The organism is Nitrospiraceae bacterium (genome assembly GCA_035623075.1).
GTDB lineage: Bacteria > Nitrospirota > Nitrospiria > Nitrospirales > Nitrospiraceae > DASPUC01.
The window spans coordinates 126,633-143,970 of record DASPUC010000003.1; the positions used below are offsets into that span (position 1 = coordinate 126,633).

General features: G+C 56.1%; 16 protein-coding genes and 1 tRNA gene. 12 read left to right on the forward strand and 5 right to left on the reverse strand.

Annotation, left to right across the window (positions count from 1 at the left end; translation table 11 throughout):
• Positions 1-57: 57 nt before the first annotated feature.
• The 10 genes from VEI50_00740 to VEI50_00785 all read left to right on the forward strand — a co-directional run bounded on the left by VEI50_00740 (position 58) and on the right by VEI50_00785 (position 10,879).
• Positions 58-1,761: a cytochrome ubiquinol oxidase subunit I gene (locus VEI50_00740; protein HXX73638.1), complete on the forward strand. Its 1,704-nt coding sequence runs from the start codon at positions 58-60 to the stop codon at positions 1,759-1,761.
• 38 nt (positions 1,762-1,799) lie between these two features.
• Positions 1,800-2,606 (forward strand): cytochrome c, encoded by an 807-nt coding sequence (locus tag VEI50_00745; GenBank protein ID HXX73639.1) that lies wholly within the window; start codon positions 1,800-1,802, stop codon positions 2,604-2,606.
• A 1-nt stretch (position 2,607) separates the two neighbouring features.
• Positions 2,608-3,540 carry a ubiquinol-cytochrome c reductase iron-sulfur subunit gene (locus VEI50_00750; protein ID HXX73640.1) on the forward strand — a complete coding sequence of 311 codons (933 nt, stop codon included), beginning with the start codon at positions 2,608-2,610 and terminating at the stop codon, positions 3,538-3,540.
• Positions 3,541-3,546: 6 nt separating this feature from the next.
• Positions 3,547-4,659: a cytochrome bc complex cytochrome b subunit gene (locus VEI50_00755; protein ID HXX73641.1), complete on the forward strand. Its 1,113-nt coding sequence runs from the start codon at positions 3,547-3,549 to the stop codon at positions 4,657-4,659.
• 38 nt (positions 4,660-4,697) lie between these two features.
• Positions 4,698-5,705 (forward strand): hypothetical protein, encoded by a 1,008-nt coding sequence (locus tag VEI50_00760; GenBank protein ID HXX73642.1) that lies wholly within the window; start codon positions 4,698-4,700, stop codon positions 5,703-5,705.
• Positions 5,706-5,730: 25 nt separating this feature from the next.
• On the forward strand, positions 5,731-7,584 hold the full coding sequence (locus tag VEI50_00765) for a cytochrome ubiquinol oxidase subunit I (protein HXX73643.1): 1,854 nt from the start codon (positions 5,731-5,733) through the stop codon (positions 7,582-7,584).
• An 80-nt stretch (positions 7,585-7,664) separates the two neighbouring features.
• The gene (locus VEI50_00770; GenBank protein ID HXX73644.1) at positions 7,665-8,288 is read left to right on the forward strand and encodes a cytochrome c; all 624 of its coding nucleotides are present in this window, start codon (positions 7,665-7,667) and stop codon (positions 8,286-8,288) included.
• Between the two features lie 9 nt (positions 8,289-8,297).
• On the forward strand, positions 8,298-9,017 hold the full coding sequence (locus tag VEI50_00775) for a cytochrome c (GenBank protein HXX73645.1): 720 nt from the start codon (positions 8,298-8,300) through the stop codon (positions 9,015-9,017).
• A gap of 42 nt (positions 9,018-9,059) precedes the next feature.
• Positions 9,060-9,881, forward strand: a complete 822-nt coding sequence (locus tag VEI50_00780) for an ethylbenzene dehydrogenase-related protein (protein HXX73646.1) — start codon at positions 9,060-9,062, stop codon at positions 9,879-9,881.
• Positions 9,878-10,879, forward strand: a complete 1,002-nt coding sequence (locus VEI50_00785) for a c-type cytochrome (GenBank protein ID HXX73647.1) — start codon at positions 9,878-9,880, stop codon at positions 10,877-10,879. Before VEI50_00780 ends, VEI50_00785 begins: the two co-directional genes overlap by 4 nt.
• Positions 10,880-10,881: 2 nt before the next feature.
• On the opposite strand, the gene ubiA is transcribed toward VEI50_00785, so the two are convergent.
• A complete protein-coding gene (gene ubiA, locus VEI50_00790; protein HXX73648.1) occupies positions 10,882-11,781 on the reverse strand; it encodes a 4-hydroxybenzoate octaprenyltransferase in 900 nt (299 codons plus the stop codon).
• Positions 11,782-11,819: 38 nt separating this feature from the next.
• Here ubiA and VEI50_00795 point away from each other — a divergent pair, with 38 nt between their 5' ends.
• A complete protein-coding gene (locus tag VEI50_00795; protein ID HXX73649.1) occupies positions 11,820-13,835 on the forward strand; it encodes a caspase family protein in 2,016 nt (671 codons plus the stop codon).
• Between the two features lie 100 nt (positions 13,836-13,935).
• Positions 13,936-14,011 (forward strand) — tRNA-Thr (locus tag VEI50_00800).
• A gap of 1,131 nt (positions 14,012-15,142) precedes the next feature.
• On the opposite strand, the gene VEI50_00805 is transcribed toward VEI50_00800, so the two are convergent.
• From VEI50_00805 to VEI50_00820, 4 genes are all read right to left on the reverse strand, one after another.
• Positions 15,143-15,358, reverse strand: coding sequence for a helix-turn-helix domain-containing protein (locus VEI50_00805; GenBank protein HXX73650.1), 216 nt, complete (start codon positions 15,356-15,358; stop codon positions 15,143-15,145).
• A 292-nt stretch (positions 15,359-15,650) separates the two neighbouring features.
• Positions 15,651-16,040 carry a hypothetical protein gene (locus tag VEI50_00810; protein ID HXX73651.1) on the reverse strand — a complete coding sequence of 130 codons (390 nt, stop codon included), beginning with the start codon at positions 16,038-16,040 and terminating at the stop codon, positions 15,651-15,653.
• Between the two features lie 5 nt (positions 16,041-16,045).
• A complete protein-coding gene (locus tag VEI50_00815; GenBank protein ID HXX73652.1) occupies positions 16,046-16,246 on the reverse strand; it encodes a hypothetical protein in 201 nt (66 codons plus the stop codon).
• Positions 16,243-16,986: a hypothetical protein gene (locus VEI50_00820; protein ID HXX73653.1), complete on the reverse strand. Its 744-nt coding sequence runs from the start codon at positions 16,984-16,986 to the stop codon at positions 16,243-16,245. Before VEI50_00820 ends, VEI50_00815 begins: the two co-directional genes overlap by 4 nt.
• Positions 16,987-17,338 lie beyond the last annotated feature (352 nt).

Consider the following 17,338-nt stretch of genomic DNA (forward strand, 5'->3'; position numbering starts at 1 on the left):
TCAAGACAGCAAGCGCCGGTCGAATGTCGATTTAGGGGAGGAGGGCGGCGAAACATCATGAAAACATGGCAGCGTAGTCTGTTCGCTCTCTGTGCGCTCGTGGCGCTGTTCGGAGGAGCGGCATATGCCCAGGCTCCCGGGGCGCCTCCGGTGGAGTTTCCCTACACGGGTAACCGCACCGCGGTCTGGATCGTCGCCCAACTCCACATCCTGTTTGCCGCCTTCATCCTCGGTGCTCCCATCTTCGTCGTCATCTCGGAGTGGTTGGGGTACCGGAAACAGGATCCTCGCTACGATCGTCTGGCGAAGGAGGTCATGAAGGTCACGGTCATTCTCTACAGTATGACCGCCCTCACCGGCGGACTGTTTATCTTCGTCCTGTTGGCGACCTATCCGCAGTTCACCACCTGGTTGATCAATCATTTCTTTCTCGTTTTCGCAGTCGTCTATCCGCTCTTATTCATTGGAGAAACGATTCTGCTCTACATGTACTTCTATTCCTGGGATGCCTGGAAAGGGGAGAAGAAGGCCCGGCATATCGCGTTGGGTGTCCTGCTCAATCTGGTCGGAACCATTACCTTGTTTGTGATTGACGGTCCGACATCGTTCATGAACACACCGGTGAAAGCGGAAGGCATGTCCCCTGCCGAGTTTCTTGCGACGGCCACGCTGTGGGACAAGATCTATAACTACAGTTGGATGCCCATGAATCTACACCGTCTCGTCGGCAATGTGACGTTCGGTGGGTTCATCACGGGGTTGGTTGCGGCCTACATGTACATGGCGGCGAAGAAAGAGGAAGAACGGGCCTATTACGATTGGATGGGCTTTGTCGGAAATCTGATCGGTGTCGGTGCGTTGTTGTTCCTCCCCTTCATGGGCTATCTGCTGGCCTACGAATTGTGTGACTACGATGCCTCGATCTGTCCGTACATGATGGCGGACCAGCTCTCCATGTTCTTCGAGATGCAAGGGGCCATGGTGGGACTTATCTTCCTGGCCAGCAATTATTATATCTGGCTCAGCATGAAACGCATCGAGGGGGTGGAACGGGTGAGGATGACCATCTTTGCTCCGATTGTGATGGTGGCTTTGCCTTTTGTGATGACGTGGGCCTGGGATCGATTCCCTGTCCCTGATCCAATGTCGTTAGCGATCCTAATCCCGTTGACTCTCCTTCCCGTGGTGCTCGGCCGATTCATCCCTTTGACGGTGTCCTCCCGCACGGTCATCAAAGTCGGTTTCCTGATGGTCGTGGTTGGGGACGCGATCTGGTTGACTCCACACGGGTTCGTCCCGACCGGTGCCAAGTTAGTGGCCGAACTCGAGCTGCCGTCGGATTGGAATTTTCTAGCGTTGATGCCGGCCAAGAATTCCGCGGCATTTACGTTAGTCTTCGTCACGGTCGTGAACTACATCATTTATAACCGAGCCATCAGTCAAGGTACGATCGTCTGGGGCAAGATCGATTTCGCGTCGCAGTTCGTCCTGGTCTTCCTGGCCTTCAGCGCCATCTGGACGATGGGGTTGATGGGAGCGGTTCGATCGCTGCTGCGGAAATATTTTCACACCTACAATCTGCTCCCGGACTTCACGGCAGAATCATTTACGCCGACCTTGGCCTATTCTGCCTGGTGGATTACCGCGATCACCGTTGCTTTCTATGTGGTCGTCAGTTTCGCTATCTTCGTCACGCTCAGGCCTTCTGAAGCGAAAGGACATGCGCCGGAGGGGAGTCCGGCCCCTGCCGGGGCCAAGTGAATCCGGTTCGGAACGCCCACTAAGGAAAAGGGATCTCTATGGGTAACGTGATTAAGAAGTTGGTGATCGGGCTGGTCGTGGGAGGAGTGCTGTTCGGAGTCACGAAGGCGCTCGAGTTCCCAACGGTCTTCCAGATGATGTTCTTTGCCTATGCGATCCTCGGCGCTGTGGTCTTCATCCTGCTGGATGCGCCCTCGCTAAAGCCCCTGAGTGGTGTGAAGGCGTTGGGTGCCCTCCTGGTCTTCTATATCGTCCTCTGTGTTGCCTACATCGCCGGAGCGTCGCTCTGGCCGCAGTACGATCCGGAGGACGAGAAGGGCAAGATCGAAAAAATCCTGAAGCCCAAACGGGCCGCGACTGAACAGGGCAAGGCCGACGAGTTGATCGCTAGAGCCAAAGCACTGGACGAACAAGCAAAAGCGCTGGCCGAGCGGATCAAGGCGTTGGGAGGCGATCAGGCACCGGCTGCCCAAGGAGCCGGAGGGGCCGGAGGCCCCACGTCCACTTCGGGAGCGGCCGGAGGCGACATTCTCAAGTTGGGCGAAGATCAGTGGCAATTACAAGAATGCTACAACTGCCACAAGTTGAGAGGGGAGGGCGGAAAGAAGCGCGGCCCTGAGCTCGACAACATCGGCAGCTACATGACGGTCGAAGATATAAAGCAGAAGATCCTTGACCCTCGCAGCTGGATGGCAGATGGGTTCGAAAAGGAATACGAGAAGAAGAAGATGCCGGACAAATATAAGGACCTTATGGAGGAAAAGGACGTCGAGGCGCTCGCCTCGTGGCTGGTCACGTTCAAGAACACCTCGGTGAACACGCCGAAGCCGATCAAGAAAAAGTAGTATGCAACCCAAGCTCAAGTCCAAAGTTCGTGCAGCGGATCGCGAGATCGGAGAAGTCACGCGGGTCATCATGGACCCGTTGTCCCGCGAAGTGAGCCACATCGTCGTGTCCATGAACGGAAGCGGCGAGCGGCAAGTCGCGATGGCACACGTGCAGTCCGTCTCGGATCATCTCGTGGAGCTTCGGTCTGCTGCGTCGGAGATTCTGGCCCTCCCCGCGTTCAAGCGCGAGGACTTTGTCACGACGCACGAAGTGGAAATCGCGCATCTTGAAGAGAATATTCATGTGACGCCGGGCGAAGTCTTAGTGCCATTCCCCGAACTGGAGAAAAGCGTCAAGCGGCGCACGTTCTTCATGAACTTCACACACGCGATCGGATTCTTGATCGGGTTGCCGATCGCCTATCCCGTCCTCCGGTATCTGATGAAGCCGATGTATCAGCCGTTTGACAATTCCTGGCTGAAGATCGGCAACGTTGGGAAGATCAAGCAGGAAGACATCGGAGTCCAATTTAAGTACAAGAAAAAGGTCAAGGAAGCCTACATGCCCGAGGCCGAAATCGAAAAGAACGTCTGGATCCTAAAGGCGACGCCGGCGGTGCTGGAGAAGGTCTATCAGGGCAAGGATATGGAATTCCGCGATGCAACCGGCATGAGCGTGTGGGTCAACAAAAAAGAGGTGCCCTACATCGCATTCTCGGGCAAATGCCCGCATCTCGGTTGCGGCTATAAGTGGCGGCAACACAAACTTCTCGGGCAGGTCTTCCTTTGCCCGTGCCACTTGAGCATCTACGATGCGGCTGGCAAAGTTCTCGACGGACCGGCTCCGCGTCCGCTCGATGCGTTGCCGATCAAGGTGTCGGCCAGCGGCGACGTCCAGATCGTCGACATGGAATTCAAGGCCGGGACTAAAGCGCAAATTCGGATCGTCTAGACGTCCATGCAAGAGTCTTCTTCGACCAGCACGCAGCCAACCGCGCTCGAAAAAGTCATCGCCTTCGTTGACGAGCGCGTCGGCTTGAAGACGCTTCAAGCCAAGATGCTGAACGAGCCGGTCCCTGGCGGCTCGCGATGGGCCTATATCTTCGGCTCCATCTTGCTGTTCATCTTCATCATGCAGGCCGTCACCGGTATTTTTCTGATGTTTTACTATGTGCCGACCGCCGACCATGCCTATGCGAGCACCCAATACATCATCCATGACGTCGACTATGGCTGGTTTCTGCTGAGCTATCATTTCTGGGGCTCCACCGCCATGGTCGTGTGTGTCTTCGCACATATGTCTCAAGTGTTTTTGTGGGGCGCGTATAAAAAGCCGCGCGAGTTGATCTGGCTGGTCGGCTTGGCTCTCTTCGGTCTTGTCATGGGATTCGGATTTACCGGCTACCTGCTTCCCTGGGATCAGCGGGCCTATTGGGCGACCACTGTCGGTGTCGAGATCATGGACAAGACGCCGGTCGTCGGCGATTTCATGGCGCGATTTCTCAAAGGGGGGCCGACGCCGGGTCAGATGACGCTCAGCCGGTTCTTCGTCATCCACGTGATGATTCTCCCGGCGGCTCTGATGGGACTGGCCGGGTTGCACATTTTTCTGTTCCGCAAGGCTGGGCCGGCCGGGCCTTTCCGTGGATCGGTCGAAGAACTCAAGGTCAAGAGCGATTATTTCTTTCCACGGCAGGTTTGGAAGGACATCGTCGGCATGGTGACGGTGTTCTTGTCGATCTGCGCCATGGCCTTTTGGGAGCCAGTGGTGTTGCTTGAAGAAGCCACGCCGGACCCGGGTGATTACCATCCGGAGCCGGAATGGTACTTCTTGTTCCTGTTCCAGATGCTTCGGCTCAAGATTTTCGCCGGTGAGTTCGGGCAGTTCTTAGGAGCCGTCGCGTTGCCTGGGGCGTTCATGGCGTTGCTGGCTGCCTTACCCTTCATCGATCGCGACCCGGAACGGAACATCTTTAAGCGGCCGATTGCATTGATCGGATGGATCGTCGTGATGGCCACGATCCTGATCTTTACGGTGTCGGCGATCATCAACCGCGAGTTCTTGGATTAAGAGAAACAGACTGCTCTGCGCCCGACGGATATGACGGTATGACTGACCAAGAAACCACTTCACCGGTCAAACTCGCGTTGAAGCTCCTCTGGTTCACCTTCTGGACCGGGTTCCCGATCAAGCTCGCGTTTGCGCTGTTGTTTCTCGCCATGGGAATCATCAATTTCGAGGCGAGAATTGGGCTGGGGTTTCTCATGGTGTTGGCCAGCCCCGTCACGGTATTTGCCTTGCCAATACTCATGATGGGGCTCGACTCGCACATCGGCGAGGGAGTCGGGATCGGGCTGTTGTTCCTCCTCTGCATCCCCATCGACATCTGGGCCTATGGCGTCGTGGCGAGGACGTATTTTCTCGATCGCCTACGGCTTGAGCCGCCGGATGGGATCGGTCTGTCCTTGTGGATCAAGACGGCCATAATTGGAGCGCTCTATCTTCCCATTCTCTGGTTGGTGGTCGGGTTTACGACGGAGACGGGAATCTCCACAGCGCATTCGCTCTTCGAAACCGAGATGCTCAAATGGGTTCCTATCGCCGAGCGAATCGGGATCGAATTGACGTTGTGGGGAACAGTCTCCACTGCCGTGCTCCTCGTCATGTTGTTAATCGGCTTATCCATCATCGGGCGAGTCATTCGAAGTGCGACGACCGGAGCTCAACCGGCTCAGGAGAACTATCAAAGGCGGGTGATGCGCTGGGATCTGATGCGGGTCCCGGCCGATCAAGGCCTGATGCTCACGGCATTTGCAGGAACGGGCGTCGTATTGTCGCTGCTGTTTTGGAGTGCGCTGCCGGTGACCACACCGCATCCTCACGAGTGTTGCAAGAAACCCGAAGTCAAAGCGCAGCCTCCGTACAAGCCGCTGGATGCGCTCAATAAGGATGAGAAGCTCATCACGCAGTTAACTGCCCAACTGGATGAACTGGAAAAGAAGAAAGCTGAAGAAGGGACGCAAGGAAAGAATAAGGGCAAAGGCAAAGCAGGAAAAGCGGCTGAGGCGAAGGCAGATTCGAAAGCGACTGCTCAGCCCGCACCCAAGAAACCGTAACGCGGGAGATGATGAGGTGAGGGCCATGCGACACCAGGACGGAATGATTCGGCGGCTTCTCCAGACCGGTTGCGGTCGCGGTGGGATGCTCCCGGTGCTGTTGCTGGCAGCGGGTCTCTTTGGTCTCCCTGCACTGGGGCTTGCAGCAGATAGTGTTGCCCCCGCGGCCGCGACGGCCTATCGGGACATTCCTGGGATCGGCAGCCGGAACATCATTTGGGTCATTGCACAGCTCCATCTCCTGTTGGCGGGGTTCGTCTTGGGCGTCCCCATCTTTGCGTGGGTCTGCGAGATTGTCGGCTGGAAGACCGGTGAGAAGCGTTACGACAAGCTGGCGAAGGAATTCACCAAGCTCTTGACCTCTTCCTACGCAACGACCGCACTCTTCGGCGGCATCCTCTTGTTTCTGTTGATCGGTTTCTATCCCAAGCTCATGAACTACCTGACGGATATTTTCTTCCCGTCCTTCATCGTCTATTGCTTGCTCTTCCTGCTCGAAACCGTGACGCTTTATCTCTATTGGTACGGGTGGGATGCCATGCAGGACGGCGGCAAGAAGACGTTCCATATCTTCTTGGGATTCCTGCTGAACGTCTTTGCATTTTTTATCATGATCGTGCCGAACTCCTGGGCCACGTTCCAGGCGAGTCCGGTGGTGATCGCAGAGGGATCTGATATTGCCAGGGCCTGGGCGGCCACGTGGAATCCAACCTGGTGGCCCGTCAACATTCACCGCCTGATCGCCAATGTCGTGTTGGGTGGCTTCATCTGTGGCGCCTATGCTGGTGTCCGTTATCTGTCCGCGACGGCGGTCGAGGAACGAGATCATTATGATTGGATGGGATACGTTGGAAATTTTATCGGAGTTTTTGGAATGCTCCCGTTGCCGTTTGCCGGTTACTGGCTTATGCGCGAGGTATATCAGTACAACCAACAGATGGGGATTACGCTCATGGGCGGCTTCCTGTCATGGCTGTTCATCCTGCAGGCCATGCTGATCGGTGTGCTGTTTCTAGGAGCGAACTATTACTTCTGGCTCGGGATCACGTACCGCATCCCAGGTTCCGAGATGAGGTATCGGAAGCCCATCATGGCCATGTTGATCATCCTGTTGCTCTGTTTGGGTGTCTGGATGACCCCGCACTCCCTGGTGGCCAGCTTAGAAGAAGCGAGAAAGATGGGTGGAACGCACCATCCGTTACTGGGTGTCTTCGGCGTGATGTCGGCGAAAATGACGGTGGCGAATCTCATGATCCTTGTCACCTTCATGAGCTTCATCATGTACTGGCGCGCAGGCAAGGAGGAGACGGCGACCTGGGCCAAGGTGGCGAGGTCGGTGATGGGCGGGGTTCTGGTGATCGCGGCGATCGCGGTGATTGTCCTTGGTGTGTGGGGGTACTTCGTTCCCGCCATCATTCGCATCAATTACTTCTCCACGTCGCAGGTGTTGATCGTCCTGTTCGTCATGCTCACGATTACGCCGCTCACTGCGCTGCTCCTCAAGAGCGCGAAGACTACGACGGAGATGGTGTGGGGCCGGATGCCGCCGCGCGCGGGTTATGCGCTTGTCCTGAACGCAGTGATGGTGATTCTGCTCATGACGCTCATGGGGTATGCCCGATCGTCGTCACGCGTCCATTGGCATGTGTACGGCGTGATGCGGGACTCGTCGCCCTATGCTTACTCCCCGGCGTTGGGGTATGCGGCGGCGTTCATGGCATTGAACACCTTCCTTTTCTGTTTGTTGGTCGCCTTCATCTTTTGGGTGGCGACAATGGGTGATAAGGGGAAAGCGCCCAGTGGGTCGGCCAAGGGCGGGCTTCCTCATGGGGCATTGCCGGCGATGGCGGGCGGGTCACAAGGGTTGGATAAACAATAGCTGTCAGCAATCAGCCGTCAGGTTTAACTGATAGCTGAGAGCTGAAGGCGGGCAGTTAGCGCGAATCATATCGAGGGACTATGAGTGAAGTCGTCTTGTTACAGCTGATTGGACTCTCGGTGGTCGGGACCGGGATCGTTATTCTGTTATTCATTCGCGCGCAGTTTGCTCGAGTCATCGGATTCGTAGCGATCGTGCTCGGCCTTTTCTCGCTGGTCGCGCTCGCAGTGCCGCAGATGGCATCGCTGCCGCCCGCCGAAGAAAAGTTCGACATTGCGACGGTGAAAACGCCGACGGACATGGCGTCCATCGGCCAGAAGATCTTCTTCAGCAAAGGCCAATGCGCACTCTGCCACTCGATCGGCCCCAGTGAGTCGGCCCGCTGTCCCGACCTCAAGGGTATCGGAGCCAAGCTGAGCCGCGATTTTATTTTTGAAAGCTTGACGCAGCCGCAAGCCTACATCTATCTCGACTATCGACATGAGGGTCTGCCGAAGGAATATCCGGCGCGGATGCCCTACATCAATAAGAATCCAATCGGCTTGACCAAAAATGAAATCTTGTCCGTCATCGCATTCCTGCAGCAAATGAGCGGAGAGCCAATATCCGTCAATCCGTCAGAATTGGAAGTGCCGGGCCATGCGCCTGCTGCCCCGGTGAAAGCGGCTGAGTCCGGTCCAGTGGCTGTGGCGCAAGCACGCTGAGGAGGCACTATGGGTGGCTCGTTGGGGAAACCAATCATCCTGACCGTACTCATCTATCTGTTCTTGAAATTCATCGTACCCAATATTCCTGGGTCCGCCCCGCTGCCGTCCAGTTTGATCTTTCTCTATATCATGCTGACGACGACGGGCATCGTGATCTTCGCGACGTTAAGCGGAGAATCGAAGGATGCATTCTGGGGACCGATCCAGCGATTTTTGACCGGCGAAAAAATCGGGGCGTTGCAGACAGCCCGCTACGCCGTGTTGATTCTGTTCCCGCTCTTGGTGGGGTGGCAAACGTATGGGAGTACGGCGCAGAGCGATGCGCCACCTGCTGAAAATCGGACCATTCACCCGGCTCCTCCGGGAGAATATACCGGCCTGTCCAATCCAGTGGCTAAAACCCCCGACAACATCATGCAGGGCAAAGGGTTCTATGCCGCCTTCTGTTCGCCCTGCCACGGTGGGAATTTCGACGGGAAGGGCCCGGCGTCGCGTGGCTTTAATCCTCCTCCGGCAAACTTCTCAGACCCGACGACGATTGCCATGCTCCAGGAAAGCTATCTGTTCTGGCGCATCAAGAAAGGCGGGGTCGGCCTCCCTATCGAAGGCATGCCGTGGAAATCCGCCATGCCGCGTTGGGAAGTCGAGTTGCCGGATGAATGGATCTGGAAAATCATCATGGGTGAGTACGACGGTGCCCATCAATCTCCTCGAACTTGGGAGTAAGACGAAATTCGAACTCGTAACGAGGCTCGTATGACCAGGGGAATGAGACAACGGATTCAGTGGGGCAGCGCGGTTACAGGGATCGGAGCCTTGTTGTTTTTCGCGGGGACGACGATCGGCCTGGCTCAGGAGAGTGTGGCGGTCAGGGCGACGATGGTCAAAGGCGGCCTCCCGGTCGACGATCCCAACGCCGCGGCCTGGAACGGCGCGACGCAGGCGCAGTTTCCGCTGTCGCCGCAGGTCCATTGGCAGAACCGAATTCAAGAAGCGACCGTCAAGGACCTCAAAGTTCGGGCTCTCCACGATGGCACTCAACTCGCCGTGCTCTTGGAATATGCCGATCCGACCGAAGACCCCGATGATGCGGCGGCGCTCGAATTTATGGTGGGAGACAAGAAAGCCCACTTTGCACATGGCCAACCGATGGCGCAGGTGGAAGGCGGCCCGGTTAATATCTGGTTTTGGAAGAATAAAGAGAACAAAGCGGTCGATATGAACGCCAAGGGCTTCGGCACCCTCAAGGCGCAGGCGCATCAGGACGTCAAGGCCAAGGGTGTCTATGCGAATGGGACGTGGAAAGTAGTGTTCTTCCGAAGTCTGGCGAACGAGCATGTTGATGAAGACGTCCAAGTGAAGCCCGGCGAATTCATCAACATCGCCTTTGCCGTGTGGGATGGAAAAAAAGACGCCAGCGGCGAACTCAGGGAAAAGGGTTCCCAGAAAGCCGTGTCGTCCTGGTGGTATTTCCGCGCGGAAGCTCCCCCAGACTATTCGGCCTATCTGTATGCTGCCATGGCTGTGGGGCTGGCATTGGGATTTCAATTCGTCCTCATACGCAAGCTCAAGAAAGGGAAGTCAGCATGAAGGCCGCACGACTTCACGTACTGGGAGCGGTGGCCGGCCTGGTCGGAGTGTGGGCCATGGTCGCCGGAGGCTGTGCCAATGAGCAACAGAGAAAAGGGCACGAGCTCTATGCCCATTACTGCATGCACTGTCACGGCGAAAGTGGGCGTCAGAACGAAGGGTTCAATTGGGCGTCAATGCCCGATCCGAAGCCCAAGGATCTCTCCAACAAATCCGAGATGTCGACGTTCAAAGACGAGGATATCTTCAATACCATTTCGCGCGACATGAAAGACACGAGCCCCGGCGGCGACAAGATCGGCGACGATGACTTTGCCGTCCCGACGATGCCGACTTTCAAATACACGCTCTCTGAGGAGGAAATCTGGGCCATCGTTGGTTATGTGCGAACACTGCACGGCATGAAGCTTGAGTTTAAGGTCGAGGAACGCAAGAAGGAGCTCGCGGATGCCGTTCAAGCCGCCCAAGGCAAATTCGATCAGGCAAAAAACACCTACGACGAAGCTGAAAAGAAAGCCAGTGACGAAGCGGAGAAGAAGAACGTCGATGTCGATGAATCAGTCTATGCGAAAGAGCAGGCGGCCATGGCACAGGCGAAAAAAGACCTCGATGCCGCTCAGACTGCGCTCAATTATTTTTTGTCGAGGCCAGGCAAAGGTCTGCATATTGCCAGACCCGATCTGACCATGAAGCCTGAGCAGGCCGCGCAGCTGGCGGAAGTCGGCAAGCGGCTCTATGCCAATAAATATGGCTGCAACGGTTGCCACAGCGTTGGTGGTGAAGGCGGCAGGGTCGGGCCGGCGCTCGATCGAGCCGGTTTCAGACTCAACGGGACCTGGATCTATCGGTGGGTGAGAAATCCACAGGCGATGAAGCCAGAGACGCGGATGCCCGCCCTCGGGCTCAGCGACGCAGATGCAAAGGCCGTGACCATGTACCTGAATACGTTACGCGCGCCGAAACCTGGCGATATGCCGGTTGCCAAGCCGGCGAGCTGAGTTTATAGTAACAAGCTGCCAAGCAGTCCACCCAGGATAGCCGTTCCGATCCACGCGTGTTGCTGGAACATGGACAGAGCTGTTGACGCCGAGACGTTGCGTCGGAGCCGGCGTATCTGCCAGGCGAAAAAGAACCCGACGGCGATCAATACCAGATAGAAGAACCATCCGACTTGGGTGAGCCATCCTGCGATGCTCAAGAAGAGAAGCATCCCTCCGAGCGCCACACCGACCGCGAGCCATGTCCGCGAGCCGAACAAGATGGCCGATGATTTAATGCCGATGCGACGGTCGTCGTCCTGGTCCTGTAACGCATAGATCGTATCGTAGCCGATCGCCCAGCACAGCGTGGCTGCATAGATGCACCAGGCTGGAGCCGTCACGGTCCCCTGCGCAGCGGACCACGCCATGATCGTTCCCCACCCGAAGGCGAGTCCCAACATGGCTTGAGGAATATGGATGACCCGCTTGGCAAAGGGGTACAGTGCTGCCAGGAGAAGCGCCATGGGGCTCAGCATGATGGTCATCGGATCGAGCAACAGCAACAGCATGGCAGCCAGTGCGACAAGGACGATCAGAATGGCAATCGCATGGCCCGGCGTAAGTTCACCGGAAGCAAGAGGGCGAGACTGCGTGCGTGTCACGTGTCGATCGAGTGAACGATCGGCGAGATCGTTGAGCACTACACCGGCGCTGCGCATAAGAAATGAGCCGATAAGAAATATGATCATCAATCGCCAGGGCGGGAGACCACGGGATGCGAGAACCAGCGCCCAGAGGGTCGGTAATAAAAGGAGGAACGTGCCTGTTTGGCTCTTCAGTCGAATGAGCCTGCCGAACGCGGCAAGCGGTGGTACTATACGTGCGTTCGAGGCCGACTGTGCTGGCCAAGTCCCGTGCATGCGTCCGACCTTAGCGGACGAGAATTCCCAAGTCAATCATGAGGATAATCGAGAAACGTTGTGACGGCCCGGTGCTTTTCGGTATAAGCTTATTTGTGGAAGTGGGTGAACGAGTGTCTCCGATCCTTCGTTGCAGCGCCTCCATAGTGGTTGTGGTGGTGTTGTCTTCCCTGGTGGTTGGCTGCTCTCTGTTTCAGAGTCGAAGTGGGCTCAAAACAGGGTATTACCTGCCGCTGATGGTACAGCTGCGCAATGCTTCCAGTGTGACTGGCGCGCAGGTGGCTTATAAGGATGCCTGCAGCCAACCCCAATCCATTCCTATCGGCGATCTCTTGCAAGAGGCCATCAAACGCAAGACGGGCTTGGTGTTCGAGAAGGTGGTGACAGCTGAAAAGGGATCGATACCTCCTGCGGTGGATGGTTATGTCGATGTCGCAGTGGGGTTCCATCGTATGGACCTGGTCATCTATCAAAAGGCGAAGCGGAGCTTTCCGGTCACAGTAGCCCTTGGGCTAGAATTTGCGTACACCGATACTGACGGCACCGTGTTGTTTTCGAAAAAATTGCAGAGCTCAAGCAGCGGCGAAGTCGATGTTGTGTCGGAAGGCAGTTGTCAGGTCAAGGGGATCGACCCAATTCTCCGAGACGTAGTTGAGACTGTCACCGATGGGATGGCTAAACAACTCGGTGAGTCGACAAAGGTCCGAGAGCAGGCTGCAGCGAGAAAGGCTGGCGTGCCTCGAACGGCGGCGTCAGGCAGCCCACCGCCGCCCCTGGCAGTGCAGGGCTCTACGGATGTGCCGACGCTGGTTCCTCCGACGGCGCCAAATTCGGCTGAAGCGACACAAGTGCCGACACCGCCTCATTCCGAGGAACCCACAACGCTGATGTTCCGGGCGATCGTGCGTGATCAGAATCGGAACCTCGTCTTGCATGGTGGTGAGGCGATCGCTGTGGAGGTCGAGGTGAAAAATGAGGGCCCCGGTGCGGTGCATGGAGTGGAAATTCTGGTCAGCGGCACACCGGCTTTGACGGAGCATCTTTCCGGCATCATCACGGTCGGGGAGTTACAGGCAGGCGAGGTCAAGCGTGTGACGTTGGACGGAACAATTGGAGCGGTCAAGGATCCGATTCAAGCTGAGCTCATTCTGACATTGCGGGCGAACTCGACGTCGGTGAAAATACCCTCTTCAAAGAAGTTTGTGGTGGCGATGAAACCCGAGTCCGACGCAGAGGCGGCTCTCTTGCCCGTCGATGTCGATCAGTTGCCGAAGCGGGCCGGGAAGCTTAAGCAACCGAAAGCGGTGGGGATTACCATTGGGGTGGAGCAATACCGTGATACCAACATGTCGCGGATCAGATACGCCGCTCGCGATGCTGAAGTCATGGCCATGTATCTCAAGTCAATTGTGGGCGTCCCTCCTGATCGCGTCCGTACGTTAGTGGATTCGCAGGCGCTCAAACATGATATGGCAGAACTTTTCGAAGAATGGCTTCCACAACAGGTCGATCCGACGAGCGTGGTCTATGTCTACTTCTCCGGACTCGGGATTGTTGATGGAACGACGGGGGCGGTCTCGCTGGTTCCGTTCGATGGTCCGTCTTCGTCGAGTTTGCGCGTATACTCACTTCGTCGATTGCAGGAGGCGTTGATAAAACTTCCTGTTGAACGGGCAATCGTGATGTTGGATGTCTCGCTCGAGTCGGCAGCAGGTGCGGATCCCGACGCGAAGGTGGCGCCGATATGGGAGTCGGAGGGCTCACCGAAAGATCGACTGATGTGGATGGTCGGCAACCGCTCTGTCCAAGAGTCGCACCGCTACGATCCCGGACAACACGGGCTGTTCACCTATCAACTCCTCAAAGGCCTCGGCGGCGGCGCCGATATCGACAAGGATGGAACGATCCTCGCGGGCGAACTCTGCACCTATGCCAGGGGGCAGGTGACCAAGATGGCCAGAGAGCAGTTTGCCAACGAGCAGCAACCCGCCTGCATTCCTGGTCCAGGGCAGGGGGCCCTGTCCCGGCTCCAGCCCGTGGCCCGGTATAAGTAGGGCGATGCCGGGGTCTCTGTTTCATTGACAGGCCTCTATCCGCTCGCTATCATGCAGAGCGTCATCTGCCGGGACTTGGCCTTCCGCTCGTCTTCTCCTTGCCGGCGTAGCTCAGTTGGTAGAGCAGCGGTTTCGTAAACCGCAGGTCGCTGGTTCGATTCCAGTCGCCGGCTCCAGCAGTTTCAATATCTTCTGAGTCTTCTTCAGACTGCTCCTCTCCGGGAGTTGTCACGAGCTCGTCACCAGGTTCATGCACCTCTACTAACCGTACCGCCTTATCTATGTAACCAGGCTGGAGGTGCGTATAGCGATTGACCATCGCCAACGTCTGATGCCCCGCCAAGGCACGTAGGACCGACACGGGCACCCCCTTCAAAGCCGCGCGTGAGAGGAAGTCATGGCGCAGGTCGTAGAGCCGACAACGAAGGTTCGCTCGGTTTAACACCCGCCGGAAGGCCCGGCGCACGTTATCTAGGTTGAGGGGCGTATCAGCCGCGCTGCGAAACAGCGGGCCTCCATCCCCATGCCAGAGACGCCAAGCCACGTCCTGGGCGGTGCCGTTCAGCGCGACCCATCGCCCTTCTCCCGTTTTCGTCTGTGGTAAGCGAACAATCCCCTCCTTGAGGTTGACCTCCGTTTCCCTGATGGCCAAGGTTTCGCTCGGACGGAGGCCGGTGTTCAGTTGCCAGAGTAGAAATTGATAGACGAGCGGCCAGGCATCCGCTTGTGCGGCCAGGAGCAGTCGGTTTCGTTCCTCTTCAGAGAGCATGCGGACGCGGCACGGCCCCATCCTCAATCGCTTAATACCACGGACCGGGTTCACGCTTACGTAGCCCCATAGTTTCGACTTCTCAAAGAGTGTCTGTAAGGATTGCAGTGTCTTATTGACCGCGCGAGGGGTTCCAACAAACGCGCTTTTATAGTCTTCGAGCATCGCCGCCGTAATCTCATCCAAGGAATGATCCCCGGCCCAGTTCAAAAACTTCTCCAGTCCCTGACGGTAAAAGCGCACGGTTTTCAGGTCCAAAGTCGCCCCATGCCGTGACAGGAATTCATACATCATTCGTGACAACAGCGGAGCCTTCGGCCTAATCACTTGGTCCTTCATCTCCGTCACGATCGACGGAAGCAATTCCTCAATGATCATGGTCTTGGTTAACAGCTTGGCGAGACCGAGCGTATGACGAATACGGTGCCGGTTTCGCGTTCTCGGCCAGTGGATGTCACATTTGACAACGGTCCCATGCGGGCTCGGCTCCTCAAAGATGCGGATGCCCGCATCGTGAATGATTGTAGAAAAGGTCAAACTATGCCGCGTCATGGGTGCCTCCACTCTGTCGCGTATTGGCGGAGATATAGCGGTACACATCTTCAGGACGAAACCGTCGCGCCCGTCCAATTTTCACCGACGGGATCTCGCCCCTGGCCGATTTCTTTTTGACCGTGGACTGACTCACGCGCAGCAGGTCCGAAACTTCCTGCAATGTCATCAAAGTTTTCCGCTCGAGCAGATCGAGTGCCATGTTCACCTCGCGGAACGGGAGTGGGTCTTTTCCTCGGCCTTGCTTCGCAAGGCCTCGGAGACGACTTTTACTAAGGGCCCCCGGACAGGGAGGAAACTCCTCCCCGTCTCGGTGAGCCCGCGTACCCTGTCCGGTACGCCCTCTCCGGCTCAGGAGTCGTCACAACCTGGCCGAAGCTGTGAGAAACTGACGAGCCAAACCCGGGAATTCTAAGTAGTCTCAAGCAAAGACCGCATTGAGTAGCATACGTAATGACTCCAGGAATTGACGCGCTTTTGATGATGCCATGACGTTATTTTTTCCCATCTTCGCTCTTCTTCGCGGACAGCATAGGGATATCAGTGAACGACCCTTGGGCCTCGCACATGGGACAGCGTTTGCCGGACTTTCGGAGTAATCCTCCTGAGGTCGGAACCTTGTCGAGATCGAGAACCACGCCACAGCGCGGACAGGTGACGAAACGATCGAATGACTCGATTCGATCGCTCATCTGCGACTCGGACGTGGTTAACGACTTTACTTGTCTTGTCAAGTTAGTCTCGGCGGTACTCTGCTGTTTCCCGAGTTCGTCGAGACGCTGTTCGATGCCGGACACCGTTCGTTTGAGCGCAGTGAGTTCCTTCGATAAATCCTGTCGTAGCTCTACAAGTCCTCTTGTCTCTCGTTCGTGCTTTTCAAACACGGTGATCAAATCTCCTGCTTAATCCAGAACTCGAATCGCTGTTCCTCCAACTGTTCTTCCATGATGCCTCGCAAGAAGACCTGAATGGCGCAAACGTTGCGGATCCAATAGGCCCGGCCTTTCTTAGACATTTTGATCGGGAGCCACGTGCCACAGCCGAAACACTCGACAACATATCCTGAACACTCACCAGATTGAATTGTCATGGGTCCTCGGGGATTGGCTCTAGCTCCAATCGGTGGCCGTCAATCATAAACTGAACCGGCTCTTCCCACCGTTCAGCGGGCACCGAGGAGGGGGCGGCCAGCCACTGCTGTTCCAATAGTCCGACCGGCGTCAGAATAATTTTGAAATCTGCCCGTGAAAGGCCGGAAGCCACGTGATCCATGAGGGGAAGCAACCGGATCGAGTGAAACTGTGGCTGTAGAGGATCGTCAAGAAATTTGACCTTCCACGTTGGGCGGCCTGGCGTTCTCTCCCCCTCTCGCTCTGCCGGTAATAACCGAATGAAGTTCTCGTTGAAAACGAGATAAAGAGGAATCCGGTAAACCCAAAGGAACGTCGCACCATAGAGCATCGTTGGTACGTTCTGACCGTAGAATAACGGAGCAAGGGTGGGAGGTTTCTCGCCTTTCGGACGCAACCGATCAAGCCACAAGCCCCAGTCTCTCAGGTGCTTATAAATACAGAGGCTCCAGGCGTCAAAGAGTGAGTAGAGGTTCCAGCCAGCCTTTTTAGGGTTCTTTGGCGGAGACGTGATCCAACGAGGGAGGGCAGGGAGCAGATCACCTTTGCCCCAATCGTGAAGAATTTTACGTGAAAGACCTGTCACCTGGGAAATCTCGCCTGAAGTAAAGGTCGGTGTACCGAGACGATCAATGAGCCGACCCCAGTTCGGATAGTCTTTGCGAAGACGCCCGGAATATTCAGGTAGTTGAAGTGGCATACATCAATGTTTAATAAACGTTACTATAATGTAACGTATGTTCGTTACGCTGTCAACCCCTAAGATTTCATCTGAAAACGCCGAATCTTGGTCGCTTTTCTCAGGGGCTTTCCGTATCCTTGTCGAGCAAATTGAGGGCAGTCATGAAGCGTTGAACGCCACTATTCAGTGAGGGTTTGGTGGTGACTACTTTCATTTCGTAACATGAAAGGCAGTTCATATGGATGAACTCAGCTGCGACCGATTTCCTAAAGAGGCGATAGACCATGCATGGAACTGGTTCTCATTACACGCCAGCCAAAGAATGTAGAGCTTTAACTTTTTCCTGATTAGCACAGCTTTTCTCGTTGCA

Excerpts from the sequence above, each read along its gene's own strand:
- VEI50_00740 (HXX73638.1), top strand. The coding sequence starts at position 58 with ATGAAAACATGGCAGCGTAGTCTGTTCGCTCTCTGTGCGCTCGTGGCG.
- VEI50_00745 (HXX73639.1), top strand. The coding sequence starts at position 1,800 with ATGGGTAACGTGATTAAGAAGTTGGTGATCGGGCTGGTCGTGGGAGGA.
- VEI50_00750 (HXX73640.1), top strand. The coding sequence starts at position 2,608 with ATGCAACCCAAGCTCAAGTCCAAAGTTCGTGCAGCGGATCGCGAGATC.
- VEI50_00755 (HXX73641.1), top strand. The coding sequence starts at position 3,547 with ATGCAAGAGTCTTCTTCGACCAGCACGCAGCCAACCGCGCTCGAAAAA.
- VEI50_00760 (HXX73642.1), top strand. The coding sequence starts at position 4,698 with ATGACTGACCAAGAAACCACTTCACCGGTCAAACTCGCGTTGAAGCTC.
- VEI50_00765 (HXX73643.1), top strand. The coding sequence starts at position 5,731 with ATGCGACACCAGGACGGAATGATTCGGCGGCTTCTCCAGACCGGTTGC.
- VEI50_00770 (HXX73644.1), top strand. The coding sequence starts at position 7,665 with ATGAGTGAAGTCGTCTTGTTACAGCTGATTGGACTCTCGGTGGTCGGG.
- VEI50_00775 (HXX73645.1), top strand. The coding sequence starts at position 8,298 with ATGGGTGGCTCGTTGGGGAAACCAATCATCCTGACCGTACTCATCTAT.
- VEI50_00780 (HXX73646.1), top strand. The coding sequence starts at position 9,060 with ATGAGACAACGGATTCAGTGGGGCAGCGCGGTTACAGGGATCGGAGCC.
- VEI50_00785 (HXX73647.1), top strand. The coding sequence starts at position 9,878 with ATGAAGGCCGCACGACTTCACGTACTGGGAGCGGTGGCCGGCCTGGTC.
- ubiA (HXX73648.1), bottom strand. The coding sequence starts at position 11,781 with ATGCACGGGACTTGGCCAGCACAGTCGGCCTCGAACGCACGTATAGTA.
- VEI50_00795 (HXX73649.1), top strand. The coding sequence starts at position 11,820 with ATGAGGATAATCGAGAAACGTTGTGACGGCCCGGTGCTTTTCGGTATA.
- VEI50_00805 (HXX73650.1), bottom strand. The coding sequence starts at position 15,358 with ATGGCACTCGATCTGCTCGAGCGGAAAACTTTGATGACATTGCAGGAA.
- VEI50_00815 (HXX73652.1), bottom strand. The coding sequence starts at position 16,246 with ATGACAATTCAATCTGGTGAGTGTTCAGGATATGTTGTCGAGTGTTTC.
- VEI50_00820 (HXX73653.1), bottom strand. The coding sequence starts at position 16,986 with ATGCCACTTCAACTACCTGAATATTCCGGGCGTCTTCGCAAAGACTAT.